A 16061-nucleotide genomic window follows, 5' to 3' on the forward strand; every position below is an offset into this window, starting at 1 on the left:
ATAAAATTCCTCTAATCTTTCTTAAATATAGACTTCTTATATAAAAAGGTACAATCCGACATTCTTATTATAAAGTGTTTTGTTTTTTTTACAAAATATAGACATTTTCCCCATGCTTTCCGCATTTGTCCTACATACAGTATATTGTTACGTTATTAGCCCGCTATTTGCTGGTTAATAAACAGTGTAGGGGGACAAAATCCTTGCCCCTTATATAGGAAAGGGGATAACCATATTACGTGGATTCTTCCTATTATATAGGTTGCCAACAAGGTCCGTACTATTCATACAATATCTATTAAGATAAGAAAATGGAAAAGGAGCGGGGAAACATGAATTATATAGAAAATAACGGATTGTATTATCGTAATCATCATCATGGAGGGCACCATCATAACGGCGGACATCACCACCATGGAGGGCACAATCACCATGATCATCATCACCATCACGGAGGTGGATGGGGCTGGGGTGGCGGCTCATGGGGCGGTGGATTTTTCCCTGGAAGTTTTGCTGGAGGCGTGTTAGGTGGGCTTACAGCTGGCGCATTAACGGGTGCAGCAAGTGGAGGCTACTATCCAGCGCCGTACCCAGTAACTTACCCAGCGCCATACCCAGCACCATATCCAACGCCATATCCGGGTTATCAGCAAATACCATATCCTTATTAAACTAAAAAAGAGGCTTTCCTCTTTTTTTAGTTTAATGAAGCATTTATTTCTAAAATACTTCCAAAATAAAGGTGGGAATATGTTAATATTTTGTTATTGTAATTCAAAGACATATATACTAATTTTATATTATTATTCGTGAATAGTTGTATAGTGTGCTCGAACTTCTATTTCGCTAGTAAAAGGTTAGATGTGAGCAGAATTAGTAGGAAACAGAGGTCGTATAGAGCTAGTTTTATAAAGGAATGTAAGAGAATGAATAAGGTATAATAAAGTCAGCTAATTATAGCGATAAGAAGCTACTATGTATAATTGAAACGGTATTATATTGCTTTTTATTACAAATAATATTATGTTATTTTAATCGACATATTTCAAAATGTGATTTATGTAAAGGACGATTATTAGGAAATGAAATATCTCTATTTCTATGAAAAGAAACAAGTTGTGTTTTAGTCAGATAGGAAGCAAGGAGAGATGCGCATGCTAGAACAAAGAGGTCATGCATTATATGACTCTTCATTGCGAGATTTAAAGTTAGCATTAGATGAGTCTTCAATTGTTGCGATTACAGACCGAAATGGTCGTATTACATATGTAAATGATAAGTTTTGTGAAATCTCCAAATATACACGAGAAGAGTTAATAGGGAAAGATCATCGTATTTTAAATTCAGGATATCACCCAAAAACATTTTTTCAAATGCTATGGAAGCGTATTTTAAGCGGAAAAGTATGGAGAGGTGAGATTCGAAATCAAGCAAAAGATGGTACATATTATTGGGTTAAAACAACAATTGTTCCATTTTTAAATGAAAAAGGAGAGCCATATCAATTTATTGCAATCCGAAATGATATTAGTAGTAGGAAAGAAGCAGAACAGAGGTTGCGGTTAAGCGAAAGTCGTTATAGAGAGCTTGCGTATCATGATGCTTTAACAAGTTTACCGAACCGCTTACAATTAATAACGACTGTTAACGAATTGATCGCAGATAAAAAAGAGTTTGGTATGATTTATTTTGATTTGGATCGTTTTAAATTAGTAAACGATACGCTAGGTCATATGATAGGAGATTTACTTTTAAGCGAAGTTGCTTCACGGTTGCATTATGTGCTAGGAGAGAAAGACGTTCTGGCTAGGCTGGGTGGCGACGAATTTGTGCTGTTAACAAAAAATCATACACAAGATGAGATGAGGCAGCTAGCGACATCTGTGTTGTCGTGTTTTCAAGCACCATTCATGCTTGAAGGTCATGAAGTATATATTTCAGCTAGTCTAGGACTTTGTTCATATCCGCAAGACGGACAAGATGTGGAAACGTTATTGAAGAATTCGGATTTAGCTATGTATAGCGCAAAAGAACAGGGCAGAAATGCAGCGTGTTTCTTTACAGATGAATTACGTGCGAAAATAAATCGTAGAATGAAAATTGAATTTACTTTGCAAAAGGCAATTCGTGATGAAGAGTTAGAGGTGGCACTGCAGCCTATTATTGATTTGAAAACGAAGAAATATACTGGTATCGAGGCTTTAGTACGTTGTACGACAGAAGAAGGGCCTATTTCCCCAAGCGAATTTATCCCTATAGCTGAAGAATCTGGACTTATTATAAAATTAGGAGACTGGGTATTAGAAAAGTCATGTCGCTTATTTAAAACATTGCCAGAGTACGAAGAAGGACTAAAGTTATCTGTGAATTTATCTATACAACAATTAATGCAAAAGCATTTTATTTTATCTGTACGTAGTATTTTAAAGAGAACTGGCTTTTCTCCAAATCGTTTAATTTTAGAAATAACGGAAAGCACTGCTGTTCGTCATTTTGATTATATTATTGCTACATTACAAGAATTAAGAAGTATGGGCGTTTTAATTGCTTTAGATGACTTCGGAACGGGCTATTCTTCCTTATACTATTTAAAACAACTGCCACTGGATATAGTGAAAATTGATCGTAATTTTATTCGTGAATTTCATTATGATCACGCACAGCCAGAGCGAACGATTGTAAAGTCTGTTATTGAAATTGCCCATAGCTTAAATTTAGCAGTAGTTGCTGAAGGGGTAGAAACAGTAGAGCAAGAAAGCTTATTACAATCTATGGGCTGTGATTATGTACAAGGATTTTATTATGCGAAACCTTTATCTGTAGGAGAGTTAAAAGAAAAGTTAATTACAGATTTTGAATAAAAAAGAGAAGCCGGTAGCTTCTCTTTTTTTAATTCATTTTTTGTGAGTCTTTCATTAGTACTGGATAAAGAATAAGACCTAATACGAATAATCCAATTCCTAAGAAGAATGTTTTTAAATCAGCAGTTCCCGTTTTGATAACCCAAATAGAGTATACAAATGCTAATGTAGTAATGATTCCATCCTTTATTCGAGAGCCAGGCATTATATCATAAGTTTCCCCTGTAATAACCAATTTAAATTGGTACAGCGTCGAAACAAGGTATGGAATTAAATAAGCTAATGTTGCTACAATGATAGCGAAATTATAAGCTTCTGATACAGTACCAGAAATCGTTGAGAATAAGAAAATTTGTGTCATCACATTTGTAATAAATAATGATTTTGAAGGACTACCTTTTTTATTTGTTTTCGCGAACAACTTAGGAAAAAGTCCATTCTTTGCTGCCTGATAAGGTACTTCTGAACTAACAACGATCCAGCCAACTGTAGATCCAAATAAAGATACAAGTGCAAGTAAAGCCATTATATATGCGCCTTTATTGCCAATTGCTAAATTTAATGCGTCTACTAATGGTTTTTGAGATTCCTTTAAAGCATCTTGTGGAAGAGCTCCCATTGTAAGTAGAGTAATTGACATGTAAATAAGAAGAGCGATAATTAATCCGAAAATAGTCGCTTTTTTAACATCACGCTGAGATTTAGCACGGTTAGAAAGCATTACAGCAGATTCAATACCGATAAATGCCCAAAGCGTTGCAATAGCAGCTGAATTGATTTGTCCACCTAACGAAATTGATTGTCCTGCTTCATTCATAAATGTTTGGCCGTCTCCGAAATTAGAGGCATTGAAAATGAATAATGTGATTACAATAAACATTGTAAATCCGATAATTTTTGCAATGGTAGCAAGAAGATTCATATTTCCAGCTCGATCAATATTTTGAGAAAGAATGTATTGAATTCCCCATAACATAAGGCTACATACGAGGAAAGTTAATCCTTTTCCGAGTTCTAGTGAAAATCCGTTCGTTGAAAAGAGAATTTGCTTACTTTGTAACACTGGAAAGAATGTTGATAAATATCCAGCAAAGGAAATAATAACAGATGCTGTTGCAGCCCAGTTCGCAGCCCAATATCCCCATGCCATACTATATCCAGCAACTTTACCCGCTTTTTTTGAAGGAAACATCGCTTGCGCGTAACTTTGTGGTCCTGCTTTTAATTCTGGCTTGCGAATTGCTAAATTTCCAAATACGAGTGCAATCATAAATACGCCAAGGCCTGTAATACTCCATGCAAGTGTAGAACCCATTGGACCTGATACGTGCGCTAAATTTGCTGGAAGCATAAATACGCCACCGCCAACCATATTCCCGATAACAAAAGCTGTTAAAATCCATAATCCCCATTTTTTCGTTTCCATTTTTGTTAACTCCTTTGTAGTAAGATTTGCTTAAACATCATTTTTTACTAGCTTTTTGGCAATAAAAAAAGAGCCATGTAGATAAAAAATACCTACATGGCTCTTCGCCTAACGTAGGTACAACGGGAATAACCCTTGTACCTACGCGTAATTTTTCCGCTAGGTTTCAAGGGTTACGTATGATGATGATGTTTTTGTGCAAATGTAACTACAATTGTTGTATAAGTAAGCATAGTTCTTTGCTCCCTTTCTCCTCTGATTTTGAAGTTAGTATACTACATGTTTTTTTGAATGAAAAGAAAAATATAAAAATTTTTATAAAAATACGCTTTAGAGACTAAATATTTACCTGTATTTTTCCTATACTGGAAAATAAGTGAGAGATTGGCAGAAGAGTATAGCATGGTATAATACATATAGAATTAGAAGGTGACAAGGGGCTATTGTAGATGATGAGTAAGTATGAGCAAATTTATACAGAAATCAGTAAGTCTATTGATAATAAACAATTAAAAGAGGGATGCAAAATCCCATCAGAAACTGAATTAATGAAGCAGTATGAAGCAAGTCGAGGTACTGTAAGAAAAGCAGTAGATTTATTGCAAGAGCGTGGATATGTTCAAAAAATACACGGAAAAGGTGTTTTTGTTTTAAAGAGAAAAAACATTGAATTCAACTTTGGTGGTATTGTAAGTTTCCAAGAAGAAAATGAACGTTTAGGACGTCATTGTATTACAGAAGTCGTAGAAATAGAAAAAGTAAAAGCGACAAAAGAAGTTGCAAAACTATTAAACGTGAAAGAAAAAACAGAAATAGATCATATTAAACGCGTACGAAATATTGATGGAGAAAAAGTAATTTTGGATATCAATCATTTTGTGTCGGAATATATTCCAGGATTAACGAGTGAAATTGCGGCGGAGTCCATTTATAAATACATTGAGAAAGAACTAGGGCTTCATATTAGTTACTCACAGAGGGTAATTGAAGTGCAACCATGTACAGAAGACGATAGAAAGTATTTAGATTTAAATGGGACAGACTATGTTGTTGTTGTGAAAAACTTTACACATTTTTATGATGGAAGTCAGTTCGAATATACAGAATCCCGCCACCGTTTAGATATTTTTCATTTTTCGGATGTGGCGCGGAGAAAGTAAAGAGGTGGAACAAACTATTGTTTCATCTCTTTTTTTATAAAAAAAATACAAACTCGTATATACGAGTGTTGACTAACTTATATATACGAGTTAATATGTAAGTGTAAACGGTATCAAAAAAAGAAAAGAGGGACGGGAATATGGGGAAAGACTATCGTAAAACAGCAGAGGAAGTGTTGCAGTATATTGGTGGGAAAGACAATATTGAACAAGCTGCGCACTGTGTAACGAGGCTCCGTATCGCTTTAAAAGATGAAAGTAAAATAGATAACGATAAATTGCAGTCTGTTTCATTAGTGAAGGGAGCGTTTCATAATGCTGGGGTATTTCAAATTGTAATCGGTCCAGGAGATGTTGATCGAATATATGCCGAATTGATAACGCTTGCAGGTATGAAAGAAGCGACAGTAGCTGACGTAAAAGATTCCGGAAACCAAAAGTTAAATCCAGCTCAAAAGTTTGTAAAAGTATTTTCAGATGTATTTATGCCGATATTACCAGCAATCGTAACAGCTGGTTTACTAATGGGTATTAACAATCTATTAGGGGCAAAGGACTTATTTTTTGAAGGTAAAAATTTATTAGATGTGTATCCAAACTTAAGTGGGCTTTGGGATTTAATTAATATGATGGCGAATACAGCATTCGTATTCTTACCAGCACTTGTCGGTTGGGCAGCAACGAAGCGTTTTGGTGGTAGTCCGATATTAGGGATTGTTATGGGGTTAATGCTTGTGCATCCTGCCTTATTAAACGCGTGGGATTATGGAAAAGCAGCGACTGGTTTAGATGGACAAAAGATTGAGTACTTCGATATTTTAGGATTATTTCAAATTGAAAAGGTAGGGTATCAAGGTCAAATCTTGCCTGTCTTAGTAGCAGCATTTGTATTAAGTAAAGTAGAAATCTTCTTAAAGAAACATGTACCAAATGCAATACAATTATTAGTTGTACCAATTACAACGATTGTCGTAACAGGTGTGTTGGCATTAGGGATTATTGGTCCAGTTACACGTCATATTGGAGATTTATTAACAGCTGGATTAGTAGGTGTATATGAAACTGTGCCAGTAGTTGGAGCAGTATTGTTTGGAGCATTATATGCACCGCTCGTAATTACAGGTATGCATCATATGTTTATTGCTATCGACTTACAATTAATTGCACAGCACGGTGGTACATTCATTTGGCCAATGATTGCTCTTTCTAACATTGCGCAGGGGAGTGCGGCACTTGCAATGTTCTGGATTTCTAAAAATCAAAATGATAAAAGTATGGCATCGACATCAGCGATTTCAGCATATTTCGGTATTACAGAGCCAGCTATGTTTGGTGTGAACTTACGAAATAAGTTCCCGTTCTATGCAGCAATTATAGGATCGGCTGTGGCAGCGATATTCATTACGTTAAATGGTGTATTAGCACCTGCTATCGGAATTGGCGGATTACCAGCATTTATTTCTATCATTCCGAAATCGATTCCAATGTTTATTGTAGGAATGGTTATCGCAGTTGTAATCCCGTTTACGTTAACGTGGTTATTTGCAAAAAGAGTTAAACAGAAGTAGGAGGAAGTTAAACATGAAGGATTGGCATAAAAGTGTAGTTTATCAAATTTATCCGAAGAGCTTTAATAGCTATTACAATAAAGAAACCGGTGATATAAAAGGCGTTACAGAAAAACTAGATTACTTAAAAGAACTCGGAGTAGATTATATTTGGTTAACACCGATATACCAATCACCACAAAATGATAATGGATACGATGTAAGTGATTATTACAGCATTGATCCATCTTACGGAACGATGGAAGAGTTTGAAGAGCTTTTAGAAGAAGCGAAAGCGCGTAACATTGAAATTATGCTAGATATCGTTGTAAATCATAGCTCGACGGAGCATAAGTGGTTTAAAGAAGCGAAGGAAGATAAAAATAGCCCATATCGTAATTACTATATTTGGCGTGATGAAAAAAATAATTGGCAATCTAAGTTTGGCGGATCTGCTTGGAAATATGATGAGAAGACAGAGCAATATTTTTTACATCTATTTGATGAGACACAAGCTGATTTAAATTGGGAAAATGAAAAGCTTCGTGAAGAAGTATATGATATGATGCGTTTTTGGCTAGATAAAGGGGTAACTGGATTCCGATTAGATGTTATTAATTTAATTTCAAAAAATCAACAGTTCTTAAATGATGACGGAAGTACGGCGACAAGCGATGGCCGTAAATATTATACAGATGGCCCGCGCGTTCATGAATATTTACAAGAGATGAACCGAAATGTTTTTGAAGGGAAAGATGTCATTACAGTTGGAGAAATGTCATCTACGACAATTGATAATTGTATTAAATATTCGAATCCGGATCGTAATGAACTGAGCATGACATTTAGTTTCCACCATTTAAAAGTAGATTATCCGAATGGTGATAAGTGGACGAAGGCTGATTTTGATTTCATTAAATTAAAAGAAATTATGTCTAATTGGCAAATTGAAATGCAAAAGGGCGGAGGATGGAATGCGTTATTCTGGTGTAATCATGACCAACCTCGTATTGTGTCACGTTTCGGTAATGATGAGAAGTATAGAAATGAATCTGCAAAAATGTTAGCGACAGCTATGCATATGTTGCAAGGCACACCTTACATTTATCAAGGCGAAGAAATCGGTATGACGAATCCTAAATTCGAGTCTATCGAGCAATATCGCGATGTGGAATCGTTAAATATATATGATATAAAGCTAGAAGAAGGATTATCAAAAGAAGAGATTATCGGGATTTTAAAACAAAAATCTCGTGATAACTCCCGTACTCCAATGCAGTGGAATGAAGAGGTGAATAGCGGATTTACAACAAATACACCTTGGATTACAGTTGCTGAAAACTTTAAAGAGATAAATGTAGAGAAGGCACTAGAAGATAAAGAGTCTGTATTTTATCATTACAAAAAACTAATTGAACTAAGAAAAACATATGATGTAATTACAGAAGGAAAATATGCTATTTTAGATGAAAATCACCCTAAGATTTGGGGATATACACGTATTGTAAATGATGAGGTATTACTTGTTATCAATAACTTTTATGGAGAAGAAATAACGTATTCTGTACCAGTCCATGTTCAAGTAGATGGAATGAAACAAGAAGTACTACTGTCGAATTATAAAGATTCCAGCAAGGATATTACAAAACTTAACTTAAGACCATATGAATCAATTGTGTATCGATATACGAAATAAAAAGGTTGTATGCCCGCGTGGCATACAACCTTTTATTTTAAGACACCGCTGTATAAAATATTTACTTCTACCTCTGGTTTGAATTTTACCTTTGCATAATCTTTATTCCAATTTTTTTTCTTCCATAAGTCAGGATGATAAGCAATAAGATGTCTTCCAATACCGAAAGCATCACAATTTGCTTTTTGTAGTTTGTTTGTTATTTTTTTCGCTTCTTTCGTAAGTTGTTTTGATAGTTCCTTATTTAGTTTTTTTCTGGCTTCCATTTTATAAATATTATCTCTTGGGGCTTCAAGTGCTATTACTTTTAGTTGGAGCTTAATGTGAGCATAAACATTTCCTTTTTTATCTGTTGTTATTTTTAAGTCCCGTTTTAACTTTCGATTGCTAATTTCCATTGTTAAATAATCAGATGTTTTCTCTGATTCATCGCTAGTAAGTTTTTGGGTTATACGGGCACTTGTTCCCATCTTTCCGGTTAATAATACGAATAAAACAGAATGTTTTAAAGGTAAATGCCCAGTTAATTTATCATTGTTAAATAAAGCTAACCCGTTTGTAATTACTTCTGTTCCTTTTATTTTTATAGAAGGGAGGGTAAAGTCTTTACCGGGATCTAACATTTTTGTAGCAGCTGTTTCTAAAGTTTCTTTTGGAAATACACTCATATCTTCTAAGCTTTTCACTTTTTTCTTTAGAAAATCTCCAATTAGTAAATTTCCTACTTTCTTTTTTTCTAGTATCTCGGATGTTTCACCATCTACTGCAATAAGTTTTACTAAAGCAGTTGGGTTTGTTGGGTCCCGAAAGCTGACATCTAAATAAGGTAGTACACCTTTTTTTAGAATTTTGGTTCCTAGTAATTGAACACCATATTTGAAATAACGAATATTTCCGGTTACATTTTTTTTCAGTGCATCGCTTGTATCTCTTATGTTATGCCCAGTTGCTGAATGTATTTCATTCTCGAATGAAGCTTGTTCTCCGCTTGAACTTTTTACGAGCTCAATTGTTTGCTGGAGTTTATTCTCTTCCGTAATATCAGATCCAATACTATAAGCTAACCTTGCTTCTCTTAATGGTTCTTGATCCCAGCAGCCAGAAAGGAATGCACTAGTACATAATACAAAAAGTAATTTAACTCTTTTTTTGAACATACTGTTCTCCTTTCTTATTTCTTATTACTGAATAAAGTAGAAATAAAAGAGGGAGGACAACGATGAAAATATAGGTGAACTTATCAGTGAAAGTTGCAATCACTTTTAATTCTTCAGGTGTATCGATAAATAAGGCTACACTAAAGGCAATAATACCAACGATTGGGACAGCTTTTTTATGATTAGCAAGATTGAATATATGTCCAATTCCTATAGAAGCAGCGCAGTAATAACTAGCGATAGAAGCTACAACTGTTATCATCCAAATTGGTATGAATAGTAAATCAGTTCGGTCTATAATCCCGATATGCAAGGAGCGTAATAAGTAAGCAACTGGTTCTGGAATAAGCTCAATTTGTTTTGGACTAAATACGATAAAGCAAATCCAAACAGTAAAAGTATAAAAAAGGGTTACAAATCCATTAGCGATAGAAATTGCCTTTAGTTTTGCTACAGAACTCCCGTTTACTTTTGGGAAAGCGATAAGAATAATTTCAAAACCATACATAGCTGTAATTGTTTCTTTTGATGCTTGAATAATATTCCACCATCCGGCTTCTGTAATTGGAAAAATATAAGAAAAATCAGCTCGTGAAAACCCTAGTGCAATTAAAAGAGCCATGGGCAAAATGAGAATAGAAGCCATGACATAAAATCGTACAATAACTTTGAATGTGTTATAGGCTATATAGCAGCAAGCTATCGTAAATAGTAAGAGAATTGCGTACCAAGGGGTCGCTTGCAAAACCCATACTTTAATGACATTACAAGCATTTAACATAACTGTCATACCGATAAGAGTAAAATAAAAAACATAAGCAAAGCCTAATAGTTTTCCAAACTTATTACCAAATAGCATACAAACACTTTCATACATATCTGCATCAGGAAATCGTTTTAAGAAAAGCCACATAAGTAAAATAATAAGTTGAATTGCAAGCCCAGCGATGAGAGCGGAAATCCATCCACCACCTTTTGCTATTGGGTGAAGACGGTTAGGTAGAGAAAGTATACCAACCCCGATTTGGCATTGAATAACGAAAAAGGTAAATTGAACAAGCGAAATTTTACTTTGCGTGTTTGTCACCGTCCTCATCCTCTCTCGTTACATGTTGGCGCTGCATTTTTTTCGGTTTTGGATCATGTGGTCGTTCCCAAAAAGACCAAATTGGTAGTCTTACAAAAGAATCTTTCATATCTTTAATCCGCATCGGAGCAACAGGAGAAAGATATGGTGTATGAAATGAATGTAACTGGCATAAATGAACGAAAGTTATAATGAGACCGAATGATATTCCTACGTATCCGAATATAGCAGCAAGAAGCATTAATGGAAAACGAAGAATTCGAACTGCTGAACTCATATCGTTCGATGGAACAAGAAAAGATGAGATTGCAGTTAAAGCTACAACGATAATCATTGTGTAAGAAACGAGTCCGGCTTTTACAATCGCATCACCAATTACTAAACCGCCTACAATACCGATTGTTTGTCCAACTCGGCTCGGCAAGCGAATACCAGCTTCCCGCAATAACTCGAAAATTAGCTCCATTAAGAGAGCTTCGAAAATAGGAGGAAGTGGTACTTTCTCTAATGAGGCTTTAATTGTATACACAAGTTCGAGCGGCAATACATCAGGATGAAAGGCTACGGTTGCGATATATATAGCTGGTAAGAGAAAAGCAATCAAGAAACTAACTAAGCGAATCATTCGGACGAAAGATCCAACGATCCAGCGGTTATTATAATCATCTGGTGATTGATAAAAAGCGAATAATGTAACGGGAACGATAAGAGCTGTTGGATCTCCATCAGATAAAATAGCAACTCGTCCTTCCATTAAATTTGCAGCTACTCTATCTGGACGCTCTGTATTTAATTGCTGCGGGAAGGGTGAGAATGACGTATCTTCTATAAATTCTTGTATGTATCCTGGTGGCATGAGTGCATCTGTCTTAATCGTTTCTAACCTTCTTTTTACTTCTGTAACTAAATCGTCATTAGCTATGTTTTGCATATAAGCAATTGCCACTTTCGTGTGCATTTCTTCACCAAGCGTGAAATATTTAACGACGACATGTGGACTTTTTATGAGTTTGCGAATAGAGGCTAAATTCGTTGCTAGATCCTCTACAAAACCAGTATGTGGACCGCGCACAATCCCTTCATTATCAGGCTCTGCTATATCTCGCTTTAAAGATAAAGCTGTTTCGAAAATACAAAAACTGTCGACGTGTTCATGAAAATATAAGGATTTACCTTGTAATAGAAGCTGTACGCCATAATTTAAATTTGTTTCTTTTTTCATATTTAATGTGGCGAAAGCTTTATCCAAAGGTAAATCCGAACGGGTTAATAAAGGCTCAAGAGCTAATTGGTGAATTAAATTTGGGTCTGCTAAAGATTCGATATATAAGATTGTTCCTTTGCCGTTTTGAAATGGGAGATCTAATTTTTTTATATCATCAGAATGGGAAAGTTTATTTTCAATGTAATTAATGTTCTCCGGAAGTGATGGAAACATATGCTTTTGTTTTTTACTCTCTTGTTGTTCTTTTTTCTCTGTCATAATTTCCACCTCTTTTAGAGTACAATTGTTTCTGTTAATTTTTGTCGTTTGTGAGAAATTTATGCTTGAATTATTTTTTAAAAAGAGGGTTGAAGGTTACGTTACATTGTCTTTTGTGCATTATTCAATTTCATAGCAGTACTTCTCACATTTGTGTCGAATTAAGAAGATATATAGGAGGGATACATATGGAAAGAGCTGTAGAACGAGTTTTTACAAAAGCGATTTTAGCAAGAGCAGCAAAGGCATTTCATGTAACAGTGGAAGACAAGCCGCTTGGAGATTTTGAGAATTATATTTTTAAGGCGAAGGGTGATAATGGAGAAGACTATGTATTACGTTTAACGCATTCGTCGCATCGCTCTAAAAAAGAAGTCGAGGCTGAACTAGATTTTTTACGATATGTTGCGGAGAACGGAGCAAAGGTAGCGGGACCTCTTTATTCAACGTCTCAAAATCTTGTAGAAGAAATCAGAGCAGAGGATGGGACTTTCTTTTTCGCTTCCTTATTTACATATGCAAAAGGTGAGCAAGTAAAAGGAGAAGGATCGCATTATTGGGGAGATGCTTACTTTGAAGCGTGGGGAAAAGCGATTGGTCAACTGCATCGCCTAACAATGAACTATCCTAAAACAGATTATCGTGATACGTGGGAAGAAGATGAGAGCGGGATTGTTAATGAATTAGAAGATGATCAAGTGAAAAAGATTGCTGCGGTATTAATGGATGAAATAAAGGCTCTTCCAATTGAAAGAGAAACATTCGGCCTTATGCACGGTGATATCCATCCCGGTAATTTTCATTATGATGGAAAAGAGCTAACAATCTTTGATTTTGATGATGCGGCTTATAATTACTTTATACATGATTTAGCGATGGTTCTCTATTACTCTGTTCTATTTACACCGTGGACAGCGGAAGAGAAGACAGATTTTGCTCGTAAACAATTACAAGTTTTACGAAAAGGATATGAGTATGAGCACAGGCTGGTGGATAGTTGGTATGAATCGTTACCACTATTTTTACGTTTGCGTGACATAGGTCTATACGGCACACTCCAAAAGAAGTTCAAGGGGAAAGATATGCCAGATAACTTCCGAAAATTATCTGAAGAGTTATATGAAAGAATTATAAGCGAAGAAGCAATTGTGAATATATAATACATTTTGTTCAAAACAAAGTATACAAAATAAATGTATACTTTGTTTTTTTATACAAAAATATGTTTGTTTTATTAAAATAATATTGTCATAGATTCGGTATACATTTATAATTTTTATATATTCTGAATATTCTTGATAAAAAGGAGGGGGAATATTGGAAGCTTTCGTAAATTGGTTAAATAATATTGTTTGGAGTCCAGCACTTGTTTATTTATGTTTAGGAGTAGGTTTATATTTTTCTATTCGAACGAGGTTTTTACAAGTAAGGCATGTAGGAGAAATGGTGAAGCTGACATTTCAAGGAGAAAAATCAGAGGCTGGTGTTTCTTCCTTCCAAGCGTTAGCACTTTCGTTATCAGGGCGCGTTGGGACAGGGAATATAGCTGGGGTAGCAACGGCAGTAGCCTTCGGTGGACCAGGGGCTGTATTTTGGATGTGGGCAGTAGCCTTTTTAGGAGCAGGATCAGCTTATGTAGAATCAACACTCGCGCAAATATATAAGACGAAACACCAAGGTCAGTTTCGCGGTGGACCTGCTTATTACATTGAAAAAGGTTTAGGTGTGAAATGGTATGCTTTAGTATTCGTTGCAGCTACAATTCTTGCAACGGGGCTTTTACTACCAGGTGTGCAGGCTAATAGTATTGCTGTAAGTTTAGAAACGGCTTTTGGGATTAACACTACAGTATCAGGGGCTTTATTAGTTGTTGTATTAGCTCTTATTATCTTTGGTGGGGTAAAGCGAATTGTTAATGTGGCGCAAGTTGTCGTACCGTTTATGGCTGTTGGCTATATTTTAGTAGCTTGCGTCATTGTTGCTATGAATATTGAAAAATTGCCAGAAGCATTTATGTTAATTATAAGAAGCGCGTTTGCATTAGAAGCTGCTTTCGGTGGTATTATCGGTTTGGCAATCTCTTGGGGAGTAAAACGTGGTATTTATTCCAATGAAGCAGGGCAAGGAACTGGGCCACATGCGGCGGCAGCAGCTGAAGTATCACATCCAGCTAAGCAAGGTTTAGTGCAAGCATTTTCCGTTTACATTGATACATTATTTGTTTGTTCAGCAACAGCATTTATGATGATTATTACAGGCATGTATAACGTATTTGATGCAAGCGGAAAAAACTTTATCGTAAATAAATTAAATGGTGCTCAGCCAGGACCAGGATATACACAGGCAGCGGTAGAATCTGTTTTCCCTGGATTTGGAAACGGTTTCGTTGCAATCTCGTTACTATTCTTTGCATTTACAACAATTATGGCATATTACTACATTGCAGAAACGAATATCGCGTACTTGAATCGAGATAAAGACCGTCCTTGGTTGTCTATGGTACTAAAATTTGTCTTTTTAGGAGCTGTATTCTACGGCTGTATCAAAACAGCAGCAACGGCGTGGGCTTTAGGTGATATCGGTGTAGGAATTATGGCATGGGTAAATATCATTGCGATTTTACTATTACAAAAACCTGCATTAGTTGCATTAAAGGATTATGAAAAGCAGAAAAAAGAAGGAAAAGATCCAGTATTCGATCCAGGACCATTAGGCATTAAAAATGCTGATTTCTGGGAGCATGAATACGGAAAAGATAAGAAAGAAGAAGTATCTTAATAGAATAGGAATGAAAAAGCAAAGGGAAAATCCCTTTGCTTTTTTTATGGACAAAATGGAGCTGGAAGTTATTTTTTTGCCTATTTTTGAATATAAAAAGAATGTACATGCTTTGTTAGTGGAAGGGGGGAGTATGTTGATAGAGTTTCGTAATGTAAATAAATATTATGGCAATTTTCAAGTTTTAAAAGATATTAATGTGCAAGTGAAAAAAGGTGAAGTGGTAGTAGTTGTTGGGCCTTCAGGATCAGGAAAAAGCACGTTGCTTCGGTGTATAAATCAATTAGAGACAATTACAGATGGAGAGTTAATTGTACAAAATACGGAGGTACACAATGTCAAAACAGATATGAATAAATTACGCCGCAATATTGGGATGGTCTTTCAACATTTTTATTTATATCCACATAAAACGGTTCTTCAAAATATTACACTAGCACCTATTAAAGTAAATAAAGTTTCAAAAGAAGAAGCTGAGAAAACAGCGATGTTTTATTTAGAGAAAGTAGGAATTCCGGAGAAGGCCAATGTATACCCACACCAATTATCGGGGGGACAACAGCAAAGGGTAGCAATTGCTAGAGGACTTGCGATGCAGCCAGAAATTATGCTATTCGATGAGCCTACGTCTGCTCTTGATCCAGAGATGATTGGGGAAGTACTTGATGTTATGAAAACGCTAGCTAAAGAAGGGATGACGATGGTCGTTGTCACACATGAGATGGGATTTGCACGAGAGGTAGCAGATCGGATTTTATTTATGGATGATGGCAAGATCATTGAGGATACAACACCGGCGCAATTTTTTGCGAGTCCTGAACAAGAAAGAGCGCGTCTATTTTTAAGCCGAGTGTTAAATCATTAAA

At 35.6% G+C, this 16061-nt stretch carries 12 protein-coding genes; 8 read left to right on the forward strand and 4 right to left on the reverse strand.

Annotation, left to right across the window (positions count from 1 at the left end; all coding sequences use genetic code 11):
• The first annotated feature begins 332 nt into the window (after positions 1-332).
• Positions 333-671, forward strand: coding sequence for a hypothetical protein (locus ACYVEC_RS04730; RefSeq protein ID WP_048525065.1), 339 nt, complete (start codon positions 333-335; stop codon positions 669-671).
• A 483-nt stretch (positions 672-1154) separates the two neighbouring features.
• Positions 1155-2861, forward strand: coding sequence for a putative bifunctional diguanylate cyclase/phosphodiesterase (locus ACYVEC_RS04735; RefSeq protein WP_063225147.1), 1707 nt, complete (start codon positions 1155-1157; stop codon positions 2859-2861).
• 28 nt (positions 2862-2889) lie between these two features.
• On the opposite strand, the gene ACYVEC_RS04740 is transcribed toward ACYVEC_RS04735, so the two are convergent.
• Positions 2890-4287 carry an amino acid permease gene (locus ACYVEC_RS04740; RefSeq protein WP_063225146.1) on the reverse strand — a complete coding sequence of 466 codons (1398 nt, stop codon included), beginning with the start codon at positions 4285-4287 and terminating at the stop codon, positions 2890-2892.
• A 449-nt stretch (positions 4288-4736) separates the two neighbouring features.
• Between ACYVEC_RS04740 and treR the strand changes: the two genes are divergently transcribed.
• The 3 genes from treR to treC all read left to right on the forward strand — a co-directional run bounded on the left by treR (position 4737) and on the right by treC (position 8690).
• On the forward strand, positions 4737-5447 hold the full coding sequence (treR, locus tag ACYVEC_RS04745; protein WP_060629520.1) for a trehalose operon repressor: 711 nt from the start codon (positions 4737-4739) through the stop codon (positions 5445-5447).
• Between the two features lie 140 nt (positions 5448-5587).
• Complete coding sequence (treP, locus tag ACYVEC_RS04750; RefSeq protein ID WP_460505768.1) at positions 5588-7015, forward strand: PTS system trehalose-specific EIIBC component; 1428 nt, start codon at positions 5588-5590, stop codon at positions 7013-7015.
• A 13-nt stretch (positions 7016-7028) separates the two neighbouring features.
• Positions 7029-8690, forward strand: a complete 1662-nt coding sequence (gene treC, locus ACYVEC_RS04755) for an alpha,alpha-phosphotrehalase (protein WP_063225145.1) — start codon at positions 7029-7031, stop codon at positions 8688-8690.
• 32 nt (positions 8691-8722) lie between these two features.
• On the opposite strand, the gene gerKC is transcribed toward treC, so the two are convergent.
• Genes gerKC through gerKA form a run of 3 tightly spaced genes read right to left on the reverse strand, consistent with a single transcriptional unit; the run spans position 8723 to position 12417 of the window.
• On the reverse strand, positions 8723-9847 hold the full coding sequence (gene gerKC, locus ACYVEC_RS04760) for a spore germination protein GerKC (RefSeq protein ID WP_063225144.1): 1125 nt from the start codon (positions 9845-9847) through the stop codon (positions 8723-8725).
• Positions 9828-10934 (reverse strand): GerAB/ArcD/ProY family transporter, encoded by a 1107-nt coding sequence (locus ACYVEC_RS04765; protein ID WP_000185786.1) that lies wholly within the window; start codon positions 10932-10934, stop codon positions 9828-9830. Before ACYVEC_RS04765 ends, gerKC begins: the two co-directional genes overlap by 20 nt.
• A complete protein-coding gene (gerKA, locus tag ACYVEC_RS04770) occupies positions 10915-12417 on the reverse strand; it encodes a spore germination protein GerKA (protein ID WP_063225143.1) in 1503 nt (500 codons plus the stop codon). Before gerKA ends, ACYVEC_RS04765 begins: the two co-directional genes overlap by 20 nt.
• A 188-nt stretch (positions 12418-12605) precedes the next feature.
• Here gerKA and ACYVEC_RS04775 point away from each other — a divergent pair, with 188 nt between their 5' ends.
• The 3 genes from ACYVEC_RS04775 to ACYVEC_RS04785 all read left to right on the forward strand — a co-directional run bounded on the left by ACYVEC_RS04775 (position 12606) and on the right by ACYVEC_RS04785 (position 16060).
• Positions 12606-13577 carry a phosphotransferase enzyme family protein gene (locus ACYVEC_RS04775; RefSeq protein ID WP_460505771.1) on the forward strand — a complete coding sequence of 324 codons (972 nt, stop codon included), beginning with the start codon at positions 12606-12608 and terminating at the stop codon, positions 13575-13577.
• Positions 13578-13734: 157 nt separating this feature from the next.
• A complete protein-coding gene (locus ACYVEC_RS04780; protein ID WP_000387178.1) occupies positions 13735-15195 on the forward strand; it encodes an alanine/glycine:cation symporter family protein in 1461 nt (486 codons plus the stop codon).
• Positions 15196-15331: 136 nt separating this feature from the next.
• Positions 15332-16060, forward strand: a complete 729-nt coding sequence (locus ACYVEC_RS04785; RefSeq protein ID WP_162840220.1) for an amino acid ABC transporter ATP-binding protein — start codon at positions 15332-15334, stop codon at positions 16058-16060.
• Position 16061 lies beyond the last annotated feature (1 nt).

It is taken from the genome of Bacillus sp. MN7755, assembly GCF_054771475.1.